This window comes from Myxococcus sp. SDU36, from assembly GCF_030168875.1.
Taxonomy (GTDB): domain Bacteria; phylum Myxococcota; class Myxococcia; order Myxococcales; family Myxococcaceae; genus Myxococcus; species Myxococcus vastator.
The window spans coordinates 8,887,817-8,902,657 of record NZ_CP077414.1; the positions used below are offsets into that span (position 1 = coordinate 8,887,817).

Consider the following 14,841-nt stretch of genomic DNA (forward strand, 5'->3'; position numbering starts at 1 on the left):
CACGCAGCTCCGGACCGGGCCCCCGGCAGACACGGGGGCTCCGTCCTCTCCGAATCACAGACGCGAGGTCCACCGCGGATGGCTCGTTCCCCTCTCATGCCAAGGACAGTCCTGCCCCTCATCGGCGCCCTGGCGCTGGCGGCGGCGTGTGTCTTCTGGCTGCTGCTCCCAGCGCCGTCTGACGCGCCTCCGCCCGCTCCGCTCGTGGCGGCGGTGCCCGAGTCGCTGCCCATCCCGGCAGCCGTCGCCGTGCCCACGCCGCGCCCGGTGCCGACCCAGGGGGCCACCCTCCTGGTCAACACGCCGCTCGCGCCGGCCTCAGGCCCGGTGCCACCCACGCTCGCGCGGCCCGGCTCTCCGCTGGATGCGGTTCGCCAGCGCGTCATGGCCGCGAACCCAGACCTGGCGCAGTTCCGTCATCTGCAGCGCAAGGTGTTGCGCAAGGGGGACGAACAGGCGTCGCTTCAATCCCTCTTCAAGGACCGCGAAGTCATCAATGCCGCGAAGCAGGACCTGCTGGCCACGGGGGAGCGGACCTTCTCCGAGGACGCGCAGTTCCGGCGGCTCTACCAGGTGGAGTTCCTGGGCTCCGCGCTCGAGTGGAAGGACAACCCGGAGCGCCCCGCGCTGCTCAACGACCTCGAGGAGTTGCTGCGCGCCGACAACCTGGACCCTGACATGGAGCTCGAGCTGCGCCGCTCCCTGTCGGGCGACAAGGTCGAGCTGTTCATGATTCTCCTGCACAACGACCGGGCGCGCGCCGAGTCCATGCTGCAGGGCCTGCACGGCTCCCGCCTGGGCGCGCTGCTCGAGCACGCCCGGACCCGCTACGACGCGCTCTGGGCGCTCGCCGCGAAACAGCCATGACGCCCGGCACCCCCACCCGAGGTCTCCGCATGCCCCGCCGCCCCATCCTCCTCTGGCTGCTGCCAGCGCTCGCGGCGTGCCAGCCCCCCGCGTCCTTCGACGGGCCGCTCACGCCTGCTGAACATCCCGTCCTCGTCGGCGGCGGTGGATGTCTGTCCCCCTCCTGGCGAATCATCCAGTTCGGCAGCGCGGGTGATGACGTGGCGGTGGACGTTGGGCTGGACGCTGACTGCGACCTCTTCGTGGCGGGCACCACCCTGGGGGTGCTGGAGGAGGGGAGCGTCACGCGAGGCCAGTTCCAGGACGCCTTCGTGGCCAGCCTGGATGCCAGCGCCCAGCCGCGGTGGCTGCGCCAGTACGGCTCGGCGTGGGACGACACCGTGAAGGGGCTCGCCGTCTCCCCCGAGGGGGACACCTACGTGGTGGGCAGCACGCCCTTGGCGATGCCGGGCGCCGTCAACCTCGGGCAGGGGGATGCCTTCGTCATCAAGCACGGTCCGGGAGGCGCGCTGGACTGGGTCGTCCAGCGCGGCTCGGCCGAGGAAGACACCGGGCTGGGCGTCGCCCTTTCACGAGACGGCCGCCACGTCTTCCTCGCCGGCGGGACGATGGAGAAGCCCGACGTGAGCTTCGACATGAGCATCGAGGTGCTGGAGGCGGGGGATGGGACGGTGCTGGAGGCGCGTCGCCATGGGACCGCCGGGCATGACCGGGCGGAGGCCGTCGCCGTCAGCGCCGAGGGCTCCGTCGTGCTGGTGGGCGCCACGCTGGGTGGGTTCGCCTCGGCGAACGCGGGCTCGTTCGACGCCTTCCTCGCCCACCTCGACCCCACGCTGGGCCTCACCTGGGCGCGGCAGCCGGCCACCCCTGACATCGACGCCGGGCTGAAGGTCGTCATCGCGCCGGATGGCTCCATCCTCATGCTGGCGCTCTCCTTCAGCGACCTGGCCACGGGCCGCGGGGAGAATGACGGCCTCTCCTCTGCCTTCCTCCTCAAGTACGACCCGATGGGGCGCCTGCTCTGGGCTCAGCGCGTCGGCTCCCCCCATGAGCTCCACCGCGCGAGCGGGCTCGCCGTGGACGGACACGGCGCCATCTACGTCGCTGGCGGGACGCACGGCGCCATGGACGGCCCCAACCAGGGAGGCCGGGACGCCTTCGTCGTGAAGTACGACGCCCACGGCGCCCGCCTGTGGGCGCGGCAATTGGGCACCCCGGGCATGGACGAGGCCCATGCCGTCGCGCTCACCCGCGCGGGGGACGTCGTCATCGCCGGCTACACCACGGGCCAACTGGGTAGCGCCCATGCCGGAGGGCAGGACGTCTTCGTCGCCCGCTTCAACAGCCGCGGGCAGCAGTAATCAACCAAGGAGCCGTTTCATGCACGGAAGAACTGGAAGGCGGAAGAGCTCGGTTTCTCAGCTGTTCGTCGCGGTGCTCGCCTTGACGATGGCGCTTCCCGCGAGCGCGGCGGATGGGCTCGAGCTCAAGCCCCGGCAACTGGCACGCAAGGGCGTGGTGGAGCTGCGGCGCAACGTGGAGATTCCGCGCGTCGTCGTGAAGTTCCACGAAGGGACCCGCGTTCGCCTGCGCGGGGAGCAGCTCATCGCGCTGCCCGAGTCGCGCGGCGCGCGTGAGCTGGGCCAGTTGAGCCAGCGGGGCCTGACGGGCCCCTCCGTCGAGGCGGACATGGCGACCGTGGCCTCGCTCGTCGCCGCCAGCCCCCATGCGCGCGGGCTGGGCCGGATGTTCACCGCCGACGAGAAGCAGCTCGACACGCGCAAGTTCGCGACGGAGACGCTCAGCGGCCAGGAGGTCGCCGACCTGAACCTCTACATCGAGGTTCCCATCCGCCCCGGCACCACCTTCCAGCAAGTCAGGGACCTGGTGGAGAAGCTCGACGCGCTGCCCAGCGTGGAGACGGCCTACGCGGAGCCCGCCGCGGAGCCCGCCGCGGTCAACTGGCCCAACTTCCTCACGCCGATGCTGCTGAAGGCGGGCCCGAACCTCCAGGGGGAGCAGGGTTACCTGGGCGCCGCGCCCACCGGCATCGACGCGCACTACGCGTGGACGGTGGCGGGTGGCAGCGGCGCGAACGTCAAGGTCGTGGACGTGGAGGGCGGCTGGCGCACCACGCACGAGGACATGCCTGGCCTCTTCCACCAGGGGGGCGCCCAGTTCAACGACCTGGGCTGGCGCAACCATGGCACCGCCGTGCTGGGGGAAATCGTGGGCGTGTCCAATGGCTTCGGCGTGACGGGCATCGCCCACGCCGCCCGGGCGGGCTACGAGTCCATTGGCTCCCAGAGCGCGGCCAGCGCCATCGCCAATGCCGCTGTCGCCGCGGGCTCCGGCGGGGTCGTCCTCATCGAGCTGCACCGCCTGGGGCCGCCCAACAACACCCCCTGCACCTGCAACTTCGGTCAGTGCGACTACATCGCCATGGAGTACTGGCAGGCGGAGTTCGACGCCATCGTCCAGGCCACCCTGAATGGCGTCGTGGTCGTCGAGGCCGCGGGCAATGGCAGCTCCAACCTGGATGACGCCGCCTACAACAACGCCTTCAACCGCGACGTGCGCGACTCGGGCGCCATCGTCGTCGCGGCCGGCTCCTCGCAGGGCCGCGCGCCGATGTGCTGGACCAACCACGGCAGCCGCCCCGACGTCCACGGGTGGGGTGAGAACGTGGTCACCCTGGGCTATGGCGACCGGTTCAACGGCGGGTCGGAGAACACCTATTACACCGCCACCTTCAGCGGGACCTCCAGCGCTTCGCCCATCGTCACGGGTGCCGCCGCCTCCCTTCAGGGGGCGCTCCAGGCCCGCGGCCGCTTCCCGCTGAGCCCGCTGGCCCTGCGCGATGTGCTCTCCAGCACTGGCAGCGCCCAGGCCCCGGATGCCCGCCGCATCGGCCCCCGTCCCAACCTGCGCGCCGCCCTCAACCGCCTGGGCATCTTCTAGCCCCCGGCGCGCGTGAACCCCGCCCTGGCGCGCCGCTCCAGGGCGCCGGCCCCCGCCGAAGGGGGCCGGCCCCAGGCCGTTCTCACCTCTTGGGCGTAGACCCCCTCAACGAGCCAGGACCTCAGATGCCACGTTCTCCAAGAAGCACCGCCGGGATTGGCCTGGGCGCCGCCTGCGTGGCCGCCGCGCTGCTCTTCGCGCTCTGGAACGGTGCCGCCCGGACTCCCGCCCCGTCGCCAGAAGCGCCGCCTCCGCCGCCCCCCGTCACGGTGTCTGCCCCCTCCGCGTCACCCGCCGTGCGGCCCCTGGTGGAGATGCCCACGGAGGAGGCCACGCCGGTGGTCATCTCCGAGCCGGCCGCACCGGGCGAGTCCGGGCAGCGCCGCCCGAGGCTCCGGGTGGACGACTTGCGCGACGAGATGATGGCCGGCAACCCCGACCTGGCCCAGTTCCGGACGTTGCAGCGCAAGGTGCTGCTCAAACCAGAGGAGCGGGAGCTGCTGCGTGGCATCTACAAGGACCGCGAACAGATTGAAGTGGCGCGGCGGGATCTGCTGGCTGAAAGCGAACAGACCTACAGCGACGACAATCAATTCCGCCGGATGTACCGGGTCGAGTATCTGGGGATGGCGCTCGAATGGAAGGACAATCCCGAGCGGGCGCACCTGCTCGACACCGTCGAGTCGCTCGTCATGGCACGCAACATCCGCGCCACCCAGGACCCGGAGGTGCGGCGCTCGCTGTCAGGAGACAAGGTGGAGATGATGATGATCCTCCTCCATAACGACCGGGCCCGGGCTGAGCAGTTGTTGGCGCAGTCCCGAGGCACCCCCTACGAACCCCTGCTCGAGTACGCCCGCGTCAGGTTCGACGCGCTCTGGGCGCTCGCGCGTCAACAGCAGACATCGAATCCCTGAGGTCTCTTCATCATGTCCAGCTTTTCGCGTTGGTGCATCCTCGTTGGTATCTCCTCGCTCGGCTGTGGCTGTCACGCGCCATCCTCCGAGCTGGGCACGGCCGAGCCCATCCTCAATCAAATCCAGACGGAAGGCTGCGGAAACTCCCTCACTACGGAGATGCTCTTGCAGTTCGGGACGGACGCCGACGACCAGGCGGTGGCGCTCGGGCGTGACGCCGAAGGCAACGTGTACCTTTCGGGCAACACGGGCGGCGCCTTCGGAGAGCCGGGAGAGCAGGGCGGCGGGCAGGATGTCTTCCTGGTGAAGCTCTCCTCGCTCCTGCAGTTCAACTGGGTTCACCAGTTCGGCTCGCCGGGCGAGGACGCCGCGCGGGACGTGGTCGTCACCGGCGAGGGCCATGCGCACGTCGTCGGCATCACGCAAGACTCGCTCCCGGGGCAGTTCTCTTCGGGGGGCGCGGACGTCTTCGTGGCCCGGTATGACAACGAGGGGCGGCGCTCCTGGCTCGTCCAGCACGGCACACAGGAGGAGGACTACGGCCTCTCCGCCGCGCTCCGTCCGCAAGGAAGAATCGGCATCGCCGGGGCCACGCTGGAGACTCCGGCCAATGGCTTCGACGTCACGCTGCTCCAGTTTGACGACCAGGGCCAACAGGTCCGCAAGGATGTCTTCGGCTCCATGAACCAGGCCCATGACCGCGGCGAGGGAATCGCCGTGTCTCCGGGCGGGAGGACCTGGGTCGTCGGGTCGACGCAAGGCCGCCTGGGCGCCCAGCCCATGGGCTCCACGGACCTCTTCATCCGCCAGTTCGACGGCTCACAGAATCTGCAGTGGACCGCGCAGGTGGGCACGCCAGACATCGACGCGGCGCTCGCGGTCGCCCAGGACGGGAATGACCGCATCTACGTGCTCGCGCTCTCCTACAGCGACCTGAGCCGCCCCAACTTCGTCGAAAACGACGGCATCCCCAACGCCTTCCTGATGCGCTACTCGACTTCGGGAGAACTCAAGTGGACGCGCCGCATCGGGCCGGCCAACCAGCTCAGCCTTGCCACGGGGCTCGCCGTCGACAGCGCGGGCAATGCCTATGTGGCGGGCTGGACGACCGCGGCGATGACGGACACCCCCAACCAGGGCGGGCACGATGCGTTCGTCGCCCGGTTCGACAGGTGGGGCAACCAGACACGCGCCTGGCAGTGGGGGACTGGCGCGGATGACGAGCTGCGCGATGTGGTGATGACCAGCTCAGGAATGGCTCTGGGATGGGGAACGACCCGCGGAAGCCTGGGGGCCCCCAACCAGGGTGGACAGGACGTGTTCGTCGTCCAGTTCGCGACGAGCCCGTAGCAGGCCGTTCTTCAACCAACCAGCAGGGGGTAAGACATGAAGAAGACCATCTTCGCGGTCATTGGTTCACTGGCGATGTCGTCATCGGCCTTCGCCGCGTGGGCGCCCAACGAATATCGGTGTACGTTCGATCAGCTCACCGCGAATCAGGCCGAGGGTCGTCAACGCTGGGCGAAGCGCTGGCAGCAGCAGAATCCCTATGGCATCACGATGTGGGGGGGGCTGGACCACAACTACTGGCACTCGAGCTACACGCTCGAGGCCAACCAGGCAGTGTCCATGGGCTATTGGCTGTACCCCGTCTATGTGGACCCCAACAACATGTACACGCCCTGGAAGGGACCGGGGGCGTATGGGACCGCGACGGCGTCGTACACGGGCACGCAAATCCAGACCTCCGTTCCCTACAACTTCAAGCCCGCGCACATCCAGATGGATGGCGTGTGCGAGCCCGGTTGCTACACGCCGGACCAGAAAATCCTCCTGTCTGATGGCGCCATGGGCATCCGGGAGGCGCTGGAGTCCGGGCGGACGGACCTGGTGACGCTCTCGCCCGAGGCGTCGTTCGCCTCTGTCGAGTACCTGGACAACAAGGTCGAACGCTACACGCTGGACCGCGACGCCACGGAGCAGGAAATCCTCACGTTCCGCACCCGCTCCGGCGGGGAGCTGCGCGTCACCACCGAGCACCCGCTCGTCACGCCGGACGGCACGCTCAAGCGGGCCCGCGAAATCGGGGTGGGCGACAGCCTGGTGGACCGCCACGGCAAGGCGGATGAAATCGTCTCCCTGGACAAGAAGTGGGAGTACACCCGCGCCTACAACGTGCGCCCGGTGACGAAGGACCTCACGTCCAACATCATCGTCGCCCAGGGCTACCTCAATGGCTCGCAGCGCTTCCAGAGCGAGTACGTCGAGGAGATGAACCGGATGATTCTGCGCGACAACGTGCCGGAAGTCCTCGTCCCCGCGGGCGAGTAGCCGCACCCCGGCCGCCGGAGCGCATTTCCTGTCGCTCCGGTGGCCCCGCTGTTCACAAAGCCTGTCCCCATCCATCCGGTCCCGTCTGTTTCTGGTGGGCACCGGATTTTGTCGTGTCCGCAGACGGATTCCAACGAGAGCAAATCATGACAGTGCCATCACTGAAGAAAGACAGACGCATCATGGGCCTGGCCGTCCTCACCGCCTGCTGCGGCTCGCTCGGAGCCGCGAGCGCGGCGCCCGCCGGCGGGCCTGGGGGGCTGGAGGAGAAGCTCGTCATGGTCGATGAGTTCCCCGATGACGGCGGCGGTGGCGGCGGTGGCGGTGGTGGCGGCTGGTATCCAGTGAGCTACCGGTGCACGAATGACCTGGTCAACGCGAACCAGGCGGAGGGCCGCCAGAAGTGGGCGAAGCGCTGGCAGCAGCAGAACCCCTACGGCACCACGGTGTGGGGCGGCCTGGACATGCGCTTCTGGAACTCCGCCTACTCCACGGAGGCCTTCGACGCGGCGGCGGCGGGCTTCTGGCTGTACCCCATCTATGTGGACCCCAACAACATGTACGCACCCTGGAAGGGGCCGGGGGCGTCTGGGACCGCGACGGCGTCGTACACGGGCGCGCAAATCCAGAACAGCGTTCCCTATTCCTTCAAGCCCGCGCACATCCAGATGGATGGCTTGTGCGAGCCCGGCTGCTACGCGCCGGACCAGGAAATCCTCCTGTCTGATGGCGCCATGGGTATCCGCGAGGCGCTGGAGTCCGGGCGGACGGACCTGGTGACGCTCTCGCCCGGGGCCTCATTCGGCACGCTCTCCTTCATGAAGAACCGGGTCGAGCGCTACACGGTGGACCGCGACGCCACGGAGCAGGAAATCCTCACCTTCCGCACCCGCTCCGGCGGGGAACTGCGCGTCACCACCGAGCACCCGCTCGTCATGCCGGACGGCACGCTCAAGCGGGCCCGTGAAATCGGGGTGGGTGACAGCCTGGTGGACCGCCACGGCAAGGCGGACGAAATCGTCTCCCTGGACAAGAAGTGGGAGTACACCCGCGCCTACAACGTGCGGCCGGCGACGAAGGACCTCACGTCCAACATCCTCATCGCTCAGGGCTACCTCAATGGCTCGCAGCGCTTCCAGAGCGAGTACGTCGACGAGATGAACCGGATGATTCTGCGCGGCAACGTGCCGGAAGTCCTCGTCCCCGCGGGCGAGTAGCGGCGGCGGATGCCAGGCCGGGCCCGGAGCGCCTTGCTGGCGGCTCCGCGCCCGGCGCGTCAACAACGCCCTACATGCCCATGGGCTCCATGCCCAGGATGAGGGAGCCGTTCTGGGTGAAGAGGGTCCAGTTCTGGGTGGTGCCGGACCAACTGGCGATGGTCACTCGCCACGTCTTCTTGAGGAACCAGAAGCCTACCCGGACCCAGAGCTTGATGTTTCCGGAGAGCGCGTTCAGGTTCACGTTGGATCGGAGCGTGTAGTCGAGCGAGTAGAACGGCCAGAACAGCTCGGCGAAGGCGGGCAGGCTGACATTGACGAGGACCAGACTGCCCTCGACGCCGACCCCCGCGATGATGATGTCGACCCCCGCGGACGCGGTGGCGTTGGCCCAGCCGCCCGCGGCGGCAGTCAGCTTGGCGATGGTCGGCCCGATCTGCCCGGAGACCGTCAGCTTCACGCCGCCACCGATGGACGCCGCGACTGAGACGGGAACCGGTCCCACCATGAACCGCTTGGAGACGGAGAAGAACGTGCGGCTCCAGTTGATGGGCGTGATTTCAAAGCTGGTGTACAGGTTTCCGGACCAGATTTGCTGACCCATGGCGTAAAGGCGGGCGGTGCCGCTGTTGTTTCCGCCCTGCTGGCCGGTGAGCTCCGCGCGGCCCCGGACAATCTCCCGCTCCGTGCCAAACGCCACGGCGAAGACCTTGCCGTCGGCATAGGCCTCCACCTTCTTCTCCGCGACGCCCGTTGACGGAGACGCCGTCATCGCCGCATCGATGATGTAGCCCGCACCGAAGAGGCTGTTGCCGAAGTCATTCTTCCGGTAGTAGCTGCGGCTGAAAGGGGTGGTGCCATTGGACGGAGGCGTGACTTCCGTCGCCACCACGACTGCGGGCTGCACATTCTCGACGTGTGCCTCGGGAATGATGCCCTGGTTGATGGTGATGTTCGGGCTGCCGTCGACCGGGTCTGTCCCCAGCACGCCGCCCGTGCGCGCGAGCTCGTCATTGATGATGATTTGCCGCTCGGTCGCCGAATACGAAGGCGAGAACGGATACGTCGACTCCCAGGGGTAGTTGTTGTTGAGCTGATAGCCCGGTGGATAGGTCGTGGCAGGGAAGCTCGCCGGGTTGACCGTGTAGATGACCGGGTCGACATACGCAGGCACCTGTGCCCGCGCGGCCTGCGGAGCCACCACTGCGAACAACAGCGCTGCGAAACCCAATGCTGCTCTCGGCTTTTGCATGTGCGGTGTCCTTTCGGGGCAGTCAAACAGAGCCCGAAATCAAGGAAGCTCGTACAGGCATGTCACTGCGAGTGTCAATCGTGGCATACTGCCAGAGGATAGTTTTTTGTGGTGGCCAGGCGCTGGAGGGGTGCCGCTGCTGTATGTTTTGAGGTGGCTGGCACTAGGCGCGCCCCCCTGATGCATGCTAGCGATTGGCGCCATGCGCTCCGCACCGAAGCGTCATCAAGCCTTGTCGTTGGCAGTCCTTCTCGCCGTGGGTCTCTCCGCTGCGTGGTGGTGGAGCCGGACGGAAGCGGCCATCCCCACACCGGCGCCGGAGCCTTCGCGCACGACGGCGGCGCTCCATCCTCCCCCGCCGCGCTCCGGGCCTGAGCCCGTGCGCGCCAGCGTGGATGGAAGGCGGGCCTGGGTGCCAGGCTCGGAGTACCGGTATTCGCTGGACGTGACGCAGCAGGTGGCGTTCAAGCAGCCGCAGCCGCAAGGGGATGCGCCGCCATCGATGCGCTTTCACCTCCAGGGCGAGTGGCGTGTGGGCATCGTCAGCGCGAACGATGCGCGGGTCGATGCGCGGGTGAGCCTGTTGCCAGAGAGCGTCTCCGTCGACATCGAGGGCCATGATGCCCTGTCCCCGGAGCAGCGGCAGCTGCTGATGGGGAGCCTCTCCCTCCCCTTCTTCGTGACGCTGGAGCGCACGGGGGCCGCGCGGCTCGTCCACATGGAGACGGGCACGGACGTGCTGGCGCAGGGCCTGCTCCGCTCGGTGGTGGCGGCGACGCAGTTCGTGGTGCAGGGCGTCCCTGGCGCGGGCTGGCAGAGCGAGGAGCACGATGCCACGGGCCAGTACAACGCCGCGTACCGGCGCGCCGAGGAGCCGCTGCGCTTCTCCAAGTCGAAGCTGGCCTATACCCACGTGGCGACGGCGCAGGGCCTCCAGCCGCTCGCGAAGGACAAGCTCCGTATTGATGTGCGCACCGATTCCCAGTTCCAGTTGGGCGCGGACCTGTGGCCGGAGTCGCTGGTGGCCAGCGAGCAGTTCGAAGTGGACGCGGGAGATGGCATGCCCCGGGCCAGTCACGAGCTGCGGCTGCGGCTGCTGTTGTTGGAGCGGAGCCGGGACACCTCGTTGCCCGGCGCGCTGGCCGCGCTGCGAGACGGGTTGACCACCATCCCGCTGGCCAGCATCCAGGGCCACGCGCAGGACCCGCAGGCCCACCACCGCCAGATTCTGGGGGGGCGCCGCTTCGAGGACATGCTCGAGGACCTGCGCGCGCTGCCCAAGGACGCGCAGGCTCGGGACGACGCGAGGACCCTGGCGATGGAGCGCCTGCGCGCGCTGTTCGTGCTGGAGCCCGCGGAGGCCCTGAAGGTGCCAGGGGTGCTGCACGAGGGGTTGGAGCCGCTCGCCGCCAGCCCGATGTTGGGCGCGCTGTCAGCGGCCAGTACGACGGAGTCGATTCAGGCCCTCTCCCGCATCCTCGAGGATGGCGACGTGTCCATCCCGGTCCGGACGGACGCGGTCGCGGCCCTGGGCATGGCGGAGGCTCCCACTCCGGAGGGCGTGGAGGCGCTCCGGGCGCGCGCGCGCGACACGCAGCCGGAGCTGCGGGACACCGCGACCCTGGCGCTGGGCAACGCGGCCATGCGGATGGGGGCCGGGTCCCAGGACGCACGGGGCGCGCAGACGCTCGTCGAGGAACTGGGCGCGCGTTTTCGTTCGTCGAACTCGGTGGAGGAGAAGGCCCTGATGATGCGCGCGCTGGGGAACACACGGGACCCCCGCGCGCTCGCCTATATCGAAGAGGGGCTCCGTGAGGCGGCCCCCCAGGTGCGGCAGGCCGCGGTGGAGGCGCTGCGGCTGCTTTCCGACCCGGCGGTGGATCCACTCCTCGCGCAGCGGCTGCTGGGGGACCCCTCGCCGGAGGTCCGGAAGGCCGTGCTCTTCGCCGTCAGCTTCCGTCCGCTGGGCCCGCTCCTGTCCGTGCTCGACCAGGCGCTGCGGGGGGACCCTTCGGATGGGTTGCGAGCGGAGCTCGTCCAGTTCCTGGGCTCCAGGGTCACCACGACTCCCGAAGTGCGCCCGCTGCTGGCCTGGGCCAGTCAGAACGACGCCAATGCCAGCATCCGGCAGGCGGCGCTGGGGTTCCTCAACGCGGTGTCCGCCAACACCGTCCCCTGAGCTCCCCGCCACCTTCCGGCGGCGAGTCGCCGTACCCGCGCGCCCCATACAACCCGGTGAAGGGCGGCTCAGAAGCGCATGCCCAGGCCCAGGTCGGCGCTGAAGAGGTTGCCGGCGTCGGCGCCGTCCGGGGCGAAGTCTCGCGCCACGAGCACGCGGTAGGTGGCGCGCAGGCCGGCGGTGACGCCGCTGTACCGGTACTCGAGCCCGGCGGCGAGTGGCACCTCCACGCCCCAGCCCTTCTCGAAGGCGGTGCCCACGTCCATGGGCGTGGGGTGGAAGTAGCTGAGGCCGGCGCCCGCGCCGACGAAGGGCTTCCACTGCGAGAAGAGCGTGGGGCCCACCTTGGCCAGCAGGCCGCCGTTGTGCCGCCACAGGGTGCCGCGCCGAGGCTCCGCGTAGCCGTTGGCGGAGCCCTCGTAGCCCAACTCCAGGCCCACTCCGGAGACGACGGGGACTTCTCCCAGCAGGGCCAGGAGCGCGCCCACGCCCGTCTGCCTGCCCACGTTGCCCGACCAGGTCGTCACGCCGCTGCGCACCGTCAGGCCGGAGGCCCCGAAGCCCGGGGCGGGCTGCGTTTTGACGCGGGGCGTCTCAGCGACGGCGGGACTGGCGAGCAATGCCGCCGCCAGGGTGCCCGTCCCCCATCCACCTCGCCTGTTCATGAGTGCCCCCTCCCTTGTCCGCCGGGGTGCTTCCCGGTTCTCGGGTGGAACGTTGTTGCCGGACAGGGAGGTCGGGAACCCGGCGCATCGGGGATGGGCAGCCACACCGGAAGGCCGGGGAGGGGATACAGTCCGCGCCATGAGCGCGCCGAACATCCGCCGAGCCGTCCAGTTGCTGCCTGCCTGCGCCACCACCGGAATCGGGAGCCTGCCGCACACGCAAGTGGAGCTGGGGCTCCAGGCCGCGTTGGCTCTGGACATCCCGTTCCTGCCGCAGCTTCCGGTGGGCAAGCCCTCGGAGTTGATGATTCCCGCGGCGCTGGAGGGGCTGCCGGGCCTGTCCTTTGATGAGGAGGGCCTGTGCACCGTGGACCTCGCGGCCTGGCAGGCGGGGCGCGCGGCCTTCGAGGCGCGGCTGGAGGCGGCGTTCCAGTCCGGCCAGTTCGAGTCCTTCGAGCCCTCCCCCGAGGCGTGCCGGGCGTGGCGACCCTTCCTGTGGGAGGTGGAGACGCGGAAGCTGGCCTTCGCGAAGGCGCAGCTCGCGGGCCCCTTCACGGTGCGCTCGGTGGCGCGCACCACCGACGGACAGCCCGCGCTGGAGGTGCCGGGCCTGGATGAAGCGATGTACCGGCTGACGTTGGCGCGCGCACTGGCCATGGTGAAGGCGCTTCGCCGCGCGGGCACCACGCCGCTGTTCTACCTGGACGAGCCCGGGCTCTATGCGCTCCAGCGGACAAATCCCCGGCACCTGATTGCCATGCAGGAGCTGAAGCTGCTGGTGGTGGCCTTGCAGCGTGAAGGCGCGCTGGTGGGACTGCACTGCTGCGGCAACACGGACTGGGCCGCGTTGCTGGACGTCCAGCCGGACCTGCTCTCCCTGGATGTGCGGCTGTCATTGGACGCCATGGTGGAGGCGGACGCCGCGCTGGAACGCTTCCTTGGCGCGGGCGCGACGCTGAGCCTGGGCATCATCCCCACGGACCTGGCGTCCACCTATGAGGTGGGGGAGCTGGTGGACTCGGTGGAGGCCACGCTGAAGGCGGCGCTGCCCGGCGGCTTCACCTTCGCGCAGGTGGTGTCCACGGTGGTGCTGACGCCCGCGTGCGGGCTGGCGATGCGCTCGGTCATCGACGCGGAGCGCATCCTGGAGGAGCTCAAGGCGGCGCAGCGGCGGCTCCGGGGCGCGCTCTCCGCCGAGCGCCCCTCCGTTGACACCGTGAACCCCCACTGAGCGGCCGTAAGGCCCGGCCCCCCGCGCGGGCCCGCCCCGCCGCGATGCTTATTTTGCCGCGGGGGTTCATGCACCCATGTTGGAACAGCGTATCGGGACATGGTTGGAGCTGCAGGACGCGCTCTTCGCCGGGTCGTGGAGCGAGGTGTTGGGGCGTCACCGCTCCACCTTCGTCTTCCGTGGCATGCCCCAGGTGGCCAATGACTTGTCCACGGCGCTCAACCGCAAGGGGCTGTTCGTGCGCAAGGAGAAGGACCTGCTGAGGGCCTTCCGTAAGTACGCGCGGGGCTACAGCCCGCAGCCCGTGGAGTCACTCTGGGACTGGCTCGCCCTGGCCCAGCATCATGGGCTGCCCACGCGGCTGCTGGATTGGACCTTCAGCCCCTATGTGGCGCTCCACTTCCTCACCGAGAACGCTGAGCGGTATGGGGAGGACGGCGTGGTGTGGTGCGTGGACTACCGCCAGACGAACCGCCACCTTCCCAGGAGGCTGAAGACGCTGCTCCAGCGAGAAGGCGCGGACGTCTTCACGGGGGAGATGCTGGCCACGGTGGCATCGGACCTCTCGACGCTCGACCAGCTCGCGAGGCACCCGTTCGTGCTCTTCCTGGAGCCACCGTCGTTGGATGCCCGCATCGTGAATCAGTTCGCGCTCTTCTCGGTGATGAACGGGCCCGAGCTCTGCCTGGACACCTTCCTCGAAGCCCAGGCGGAGGGCGTGCGCAAGCTCATCATTCCCGCCGCGCTCAAGTGGGAGGTGCGCGACAAGCTGGACCAGAGCAACATCACCGAGCGCGTGCTCTTCCCAGGCTTCGACGGGCTCAGCCGCTGGCTCCGGCGTTACTACAGCCCCCGTGCCTCCGCGTGCGCCACGGGCGCTCCGGCGGTGCGCAAGCGGCGGCGCGTGGCGAAGTGAGTGGGCCAGGCGGCACGCCAGCTCCCCCCTGGCGATGGCACCCGGCGCTGCGACGGCGGACTGTCACTGACGGCCGAGCCGGAGCTCGCGCTCGGCCTGGAACCAGTCCTGCTCGGAGCTGCCGTGCGTGCCGCCACGGGCCAGGAAGATTTCGTAGGCCCGACGGGCAATCTGCTCGTTGGTGGGGCCGGGACGCGGTTCCGGAGCCCGAGGCTTGGACCGGGCGGACGTGGCTGGCGGCTTGCTCGAAGACGGCTCCGTCGGCTTGTTGGCGGTGTGGCGTGCCATGCTCGGATTCCTCCGGA

General features: G+C 69.2%; 13 protein-coding genes. 10 read left to right on the forward strand and 3 right to left on the reverse strand.

Annotation, left to right across the window (positions count from 1 at the left end):
- Window positions 1–96 precede the first annotated feature (96 nt).
- From KGD87_RS36215 to KGD87_RS36245, 7 genes are all read left to right on the forward strand, one after another.
- Window positions 97–867 carry a hypothetical protein gene (locus tag KGD87_RS36215; protein ID WP_284665448.1) on the forward strand — a complete coding sequence of 257 codons (771 nt, stop codon included), beginning with the start codon at window positions 97–99 and terminating at the stop codon, window positions 865–867.
- Window positions 868–896: 29 nt separating this feature from the next.
- Window positions 897–2,228 carry an SBBP repeat-containing protein gene (locus tag KGD87_RS36220; protein WP_284665449.1) on the forward strand — a complete coding sequence of 444 codons (1,332 nt, stop codon included), beginning with the start codon at window positions 897–899 and terminating at the stop codon, window positions 2,226–2,228.
- A 19-nt stretch (window positions 2,229–2,247) separates the two neighbouring features.
- Window positions 2,248–3,828: a S8 family peptidase gene (locus tag KGD87_RS36225; RefSeq protein ID WP_284665450.1), complete on the forward strand. Its 1,581-nt coding sequence runs from the start codon at window positions 2,248–2,250 to the stop codon at window positions 3,826–3,828.
- A 125-nt stretch (window positions 3,829–3,953) separates the two neighbouring features.
- On the forward strand, window positions 3,954–4,745 hold the full coding sequence (locus tag KGD87_RS36230) for a hypothetical protein (protein WP_284665451.1): 792 nt from the start codon (window positions 3,954–3,956) through the stop codon (window positions 4,743–4,745).
- A 12-nt stretch (window positions 4,746–4,757) separates the two neighbouring features.
- Window positions 4,758–6,095: an SBBP repeat-containing protein gene (locus KGD87_RS36235; RefSeq protein ID WP_284665452.1), complete on the forward strand. Its 1,338-nt coding sequence runs from the start codon at window positions 4,758–4,760 to the stop codon at window positions 6,093–6,095.
- 36 nt (window positions 6,096–6,131) lie between these two features.
- Entirely contained in the window at window positions 6,132–7,076 is a 945-nt protein-coding gene (locus tag KGD87_RS36240) for a Hint domain-containing protein (protein WP_284665453.1), read from the forward strand.
- A gap of 146 nt (window positions 7,077–7,222) precedes the next feature.
- Entirely contained in the window at window positions 7,223–8,293 is a 1,071-nt protein-coding gene (locus KGD87_RS36245) for a Hint domain-containing protein (RefSeq protein WP_284665454.1), read from the forward strand.
- A 70-nt stretch (window positions 8,294–8,363) separates the two neighbouring features.
- Here KGD87_RS36245 and KGD87_RS36250 read toward each other — a convergent pair whose 3' ends face one another.
- Window positions 8,364–9,545: a hypothetical protein gene (locus KGD87_RS36250; RefSeq protein ID WP_284665455.1), complete on the reverse strand. Its 1,182-nt coding sequence runs from the start codon at window positions 9,543–9,545 to the stop codon at window positions 8,364–8,366.
- Window positions 9,546–9,957: 412 nt separating this feature from the next.
- On the opposite strand from KGD87_RS36250, the gene KGD87_RS36255 reads away from it, so the two are divergent.
- Window positions 9,958–11,724: a HEAT repeat domain-containing protein gene (locus tag KGD87_RS36255; RefSeq protein WP_284665456.1), complete on the forward strand. Its 1,767-nt coding sequence runs from the start codon at window positions 9,958–9,960 to the stop codon at window positions 11,722–11,724.
- Between the two features lie 68 nt (window positions 11,725–11,792).
- On the opposite strand, the gene KGD87_RS36260 is transcribed toward KGD87_RS36255, so the two are convergent.
- Entirely contained in the window at window positions 11,793–12,389 is a 597-nt protein-coding gene (locus KGD87_RS36260) for a hypothetical protein (RefSeq protein WP_284665457.1), read from the reverse strand.
- Window positions 12,390–12,528: 139 nt separating this feature from the next.
- Here KGD87_RS36260 and KGD87_RS36265 point away from each other — a divergent pair, with 139 nt between their 5' ends.
- Window positions 12,529–13,620 carry a uroporphyrinogen decarboxylase/cobalamine-independent methonine synthase family protein gene (locus tag KGD87_RS36265; RefSeq protein ID WP_284665458.1) on the forward strand — a complete coding sequence of 364 codons (1,092 nt, stop codon included), beginning with the start codon at window positions 12,529–12,531 and terminating at the stop codon, window positions 13,618–13,620.
- Between the two features lie 76 nt (window positions 13,621–13,696).
- Window positions 13,697–14,536, forward strand: coding sequence for an FRG domain-containing protein (locus KGD87_RS36270; protein WP_284665459.1), 840 nt, complete (start codon window positions 13,697–13,699; stop codon window positions 14,534–14,536).
- A 63-nt stretch (window positions 14,537–14,599) separates the two neighbouring features.
- On the opposite strand, the gene KGD87_RS36275 is transcribed toward KGD87_RS36270, so the two are convergent.
- Window positions 14,600–14,824, reverse strand: a complete 225-nt coding sequence (locus KGD87_RS36275; RefSeq protein WP_284665460.1) for a DUF2934 domain-containing protein — start codon at window positions 14,822–14,824, stop codon at window positions 14,600–14,602.
- Between the last annotated feature and the right edge of the window lie 17 nt (window positions 14,825–14,841).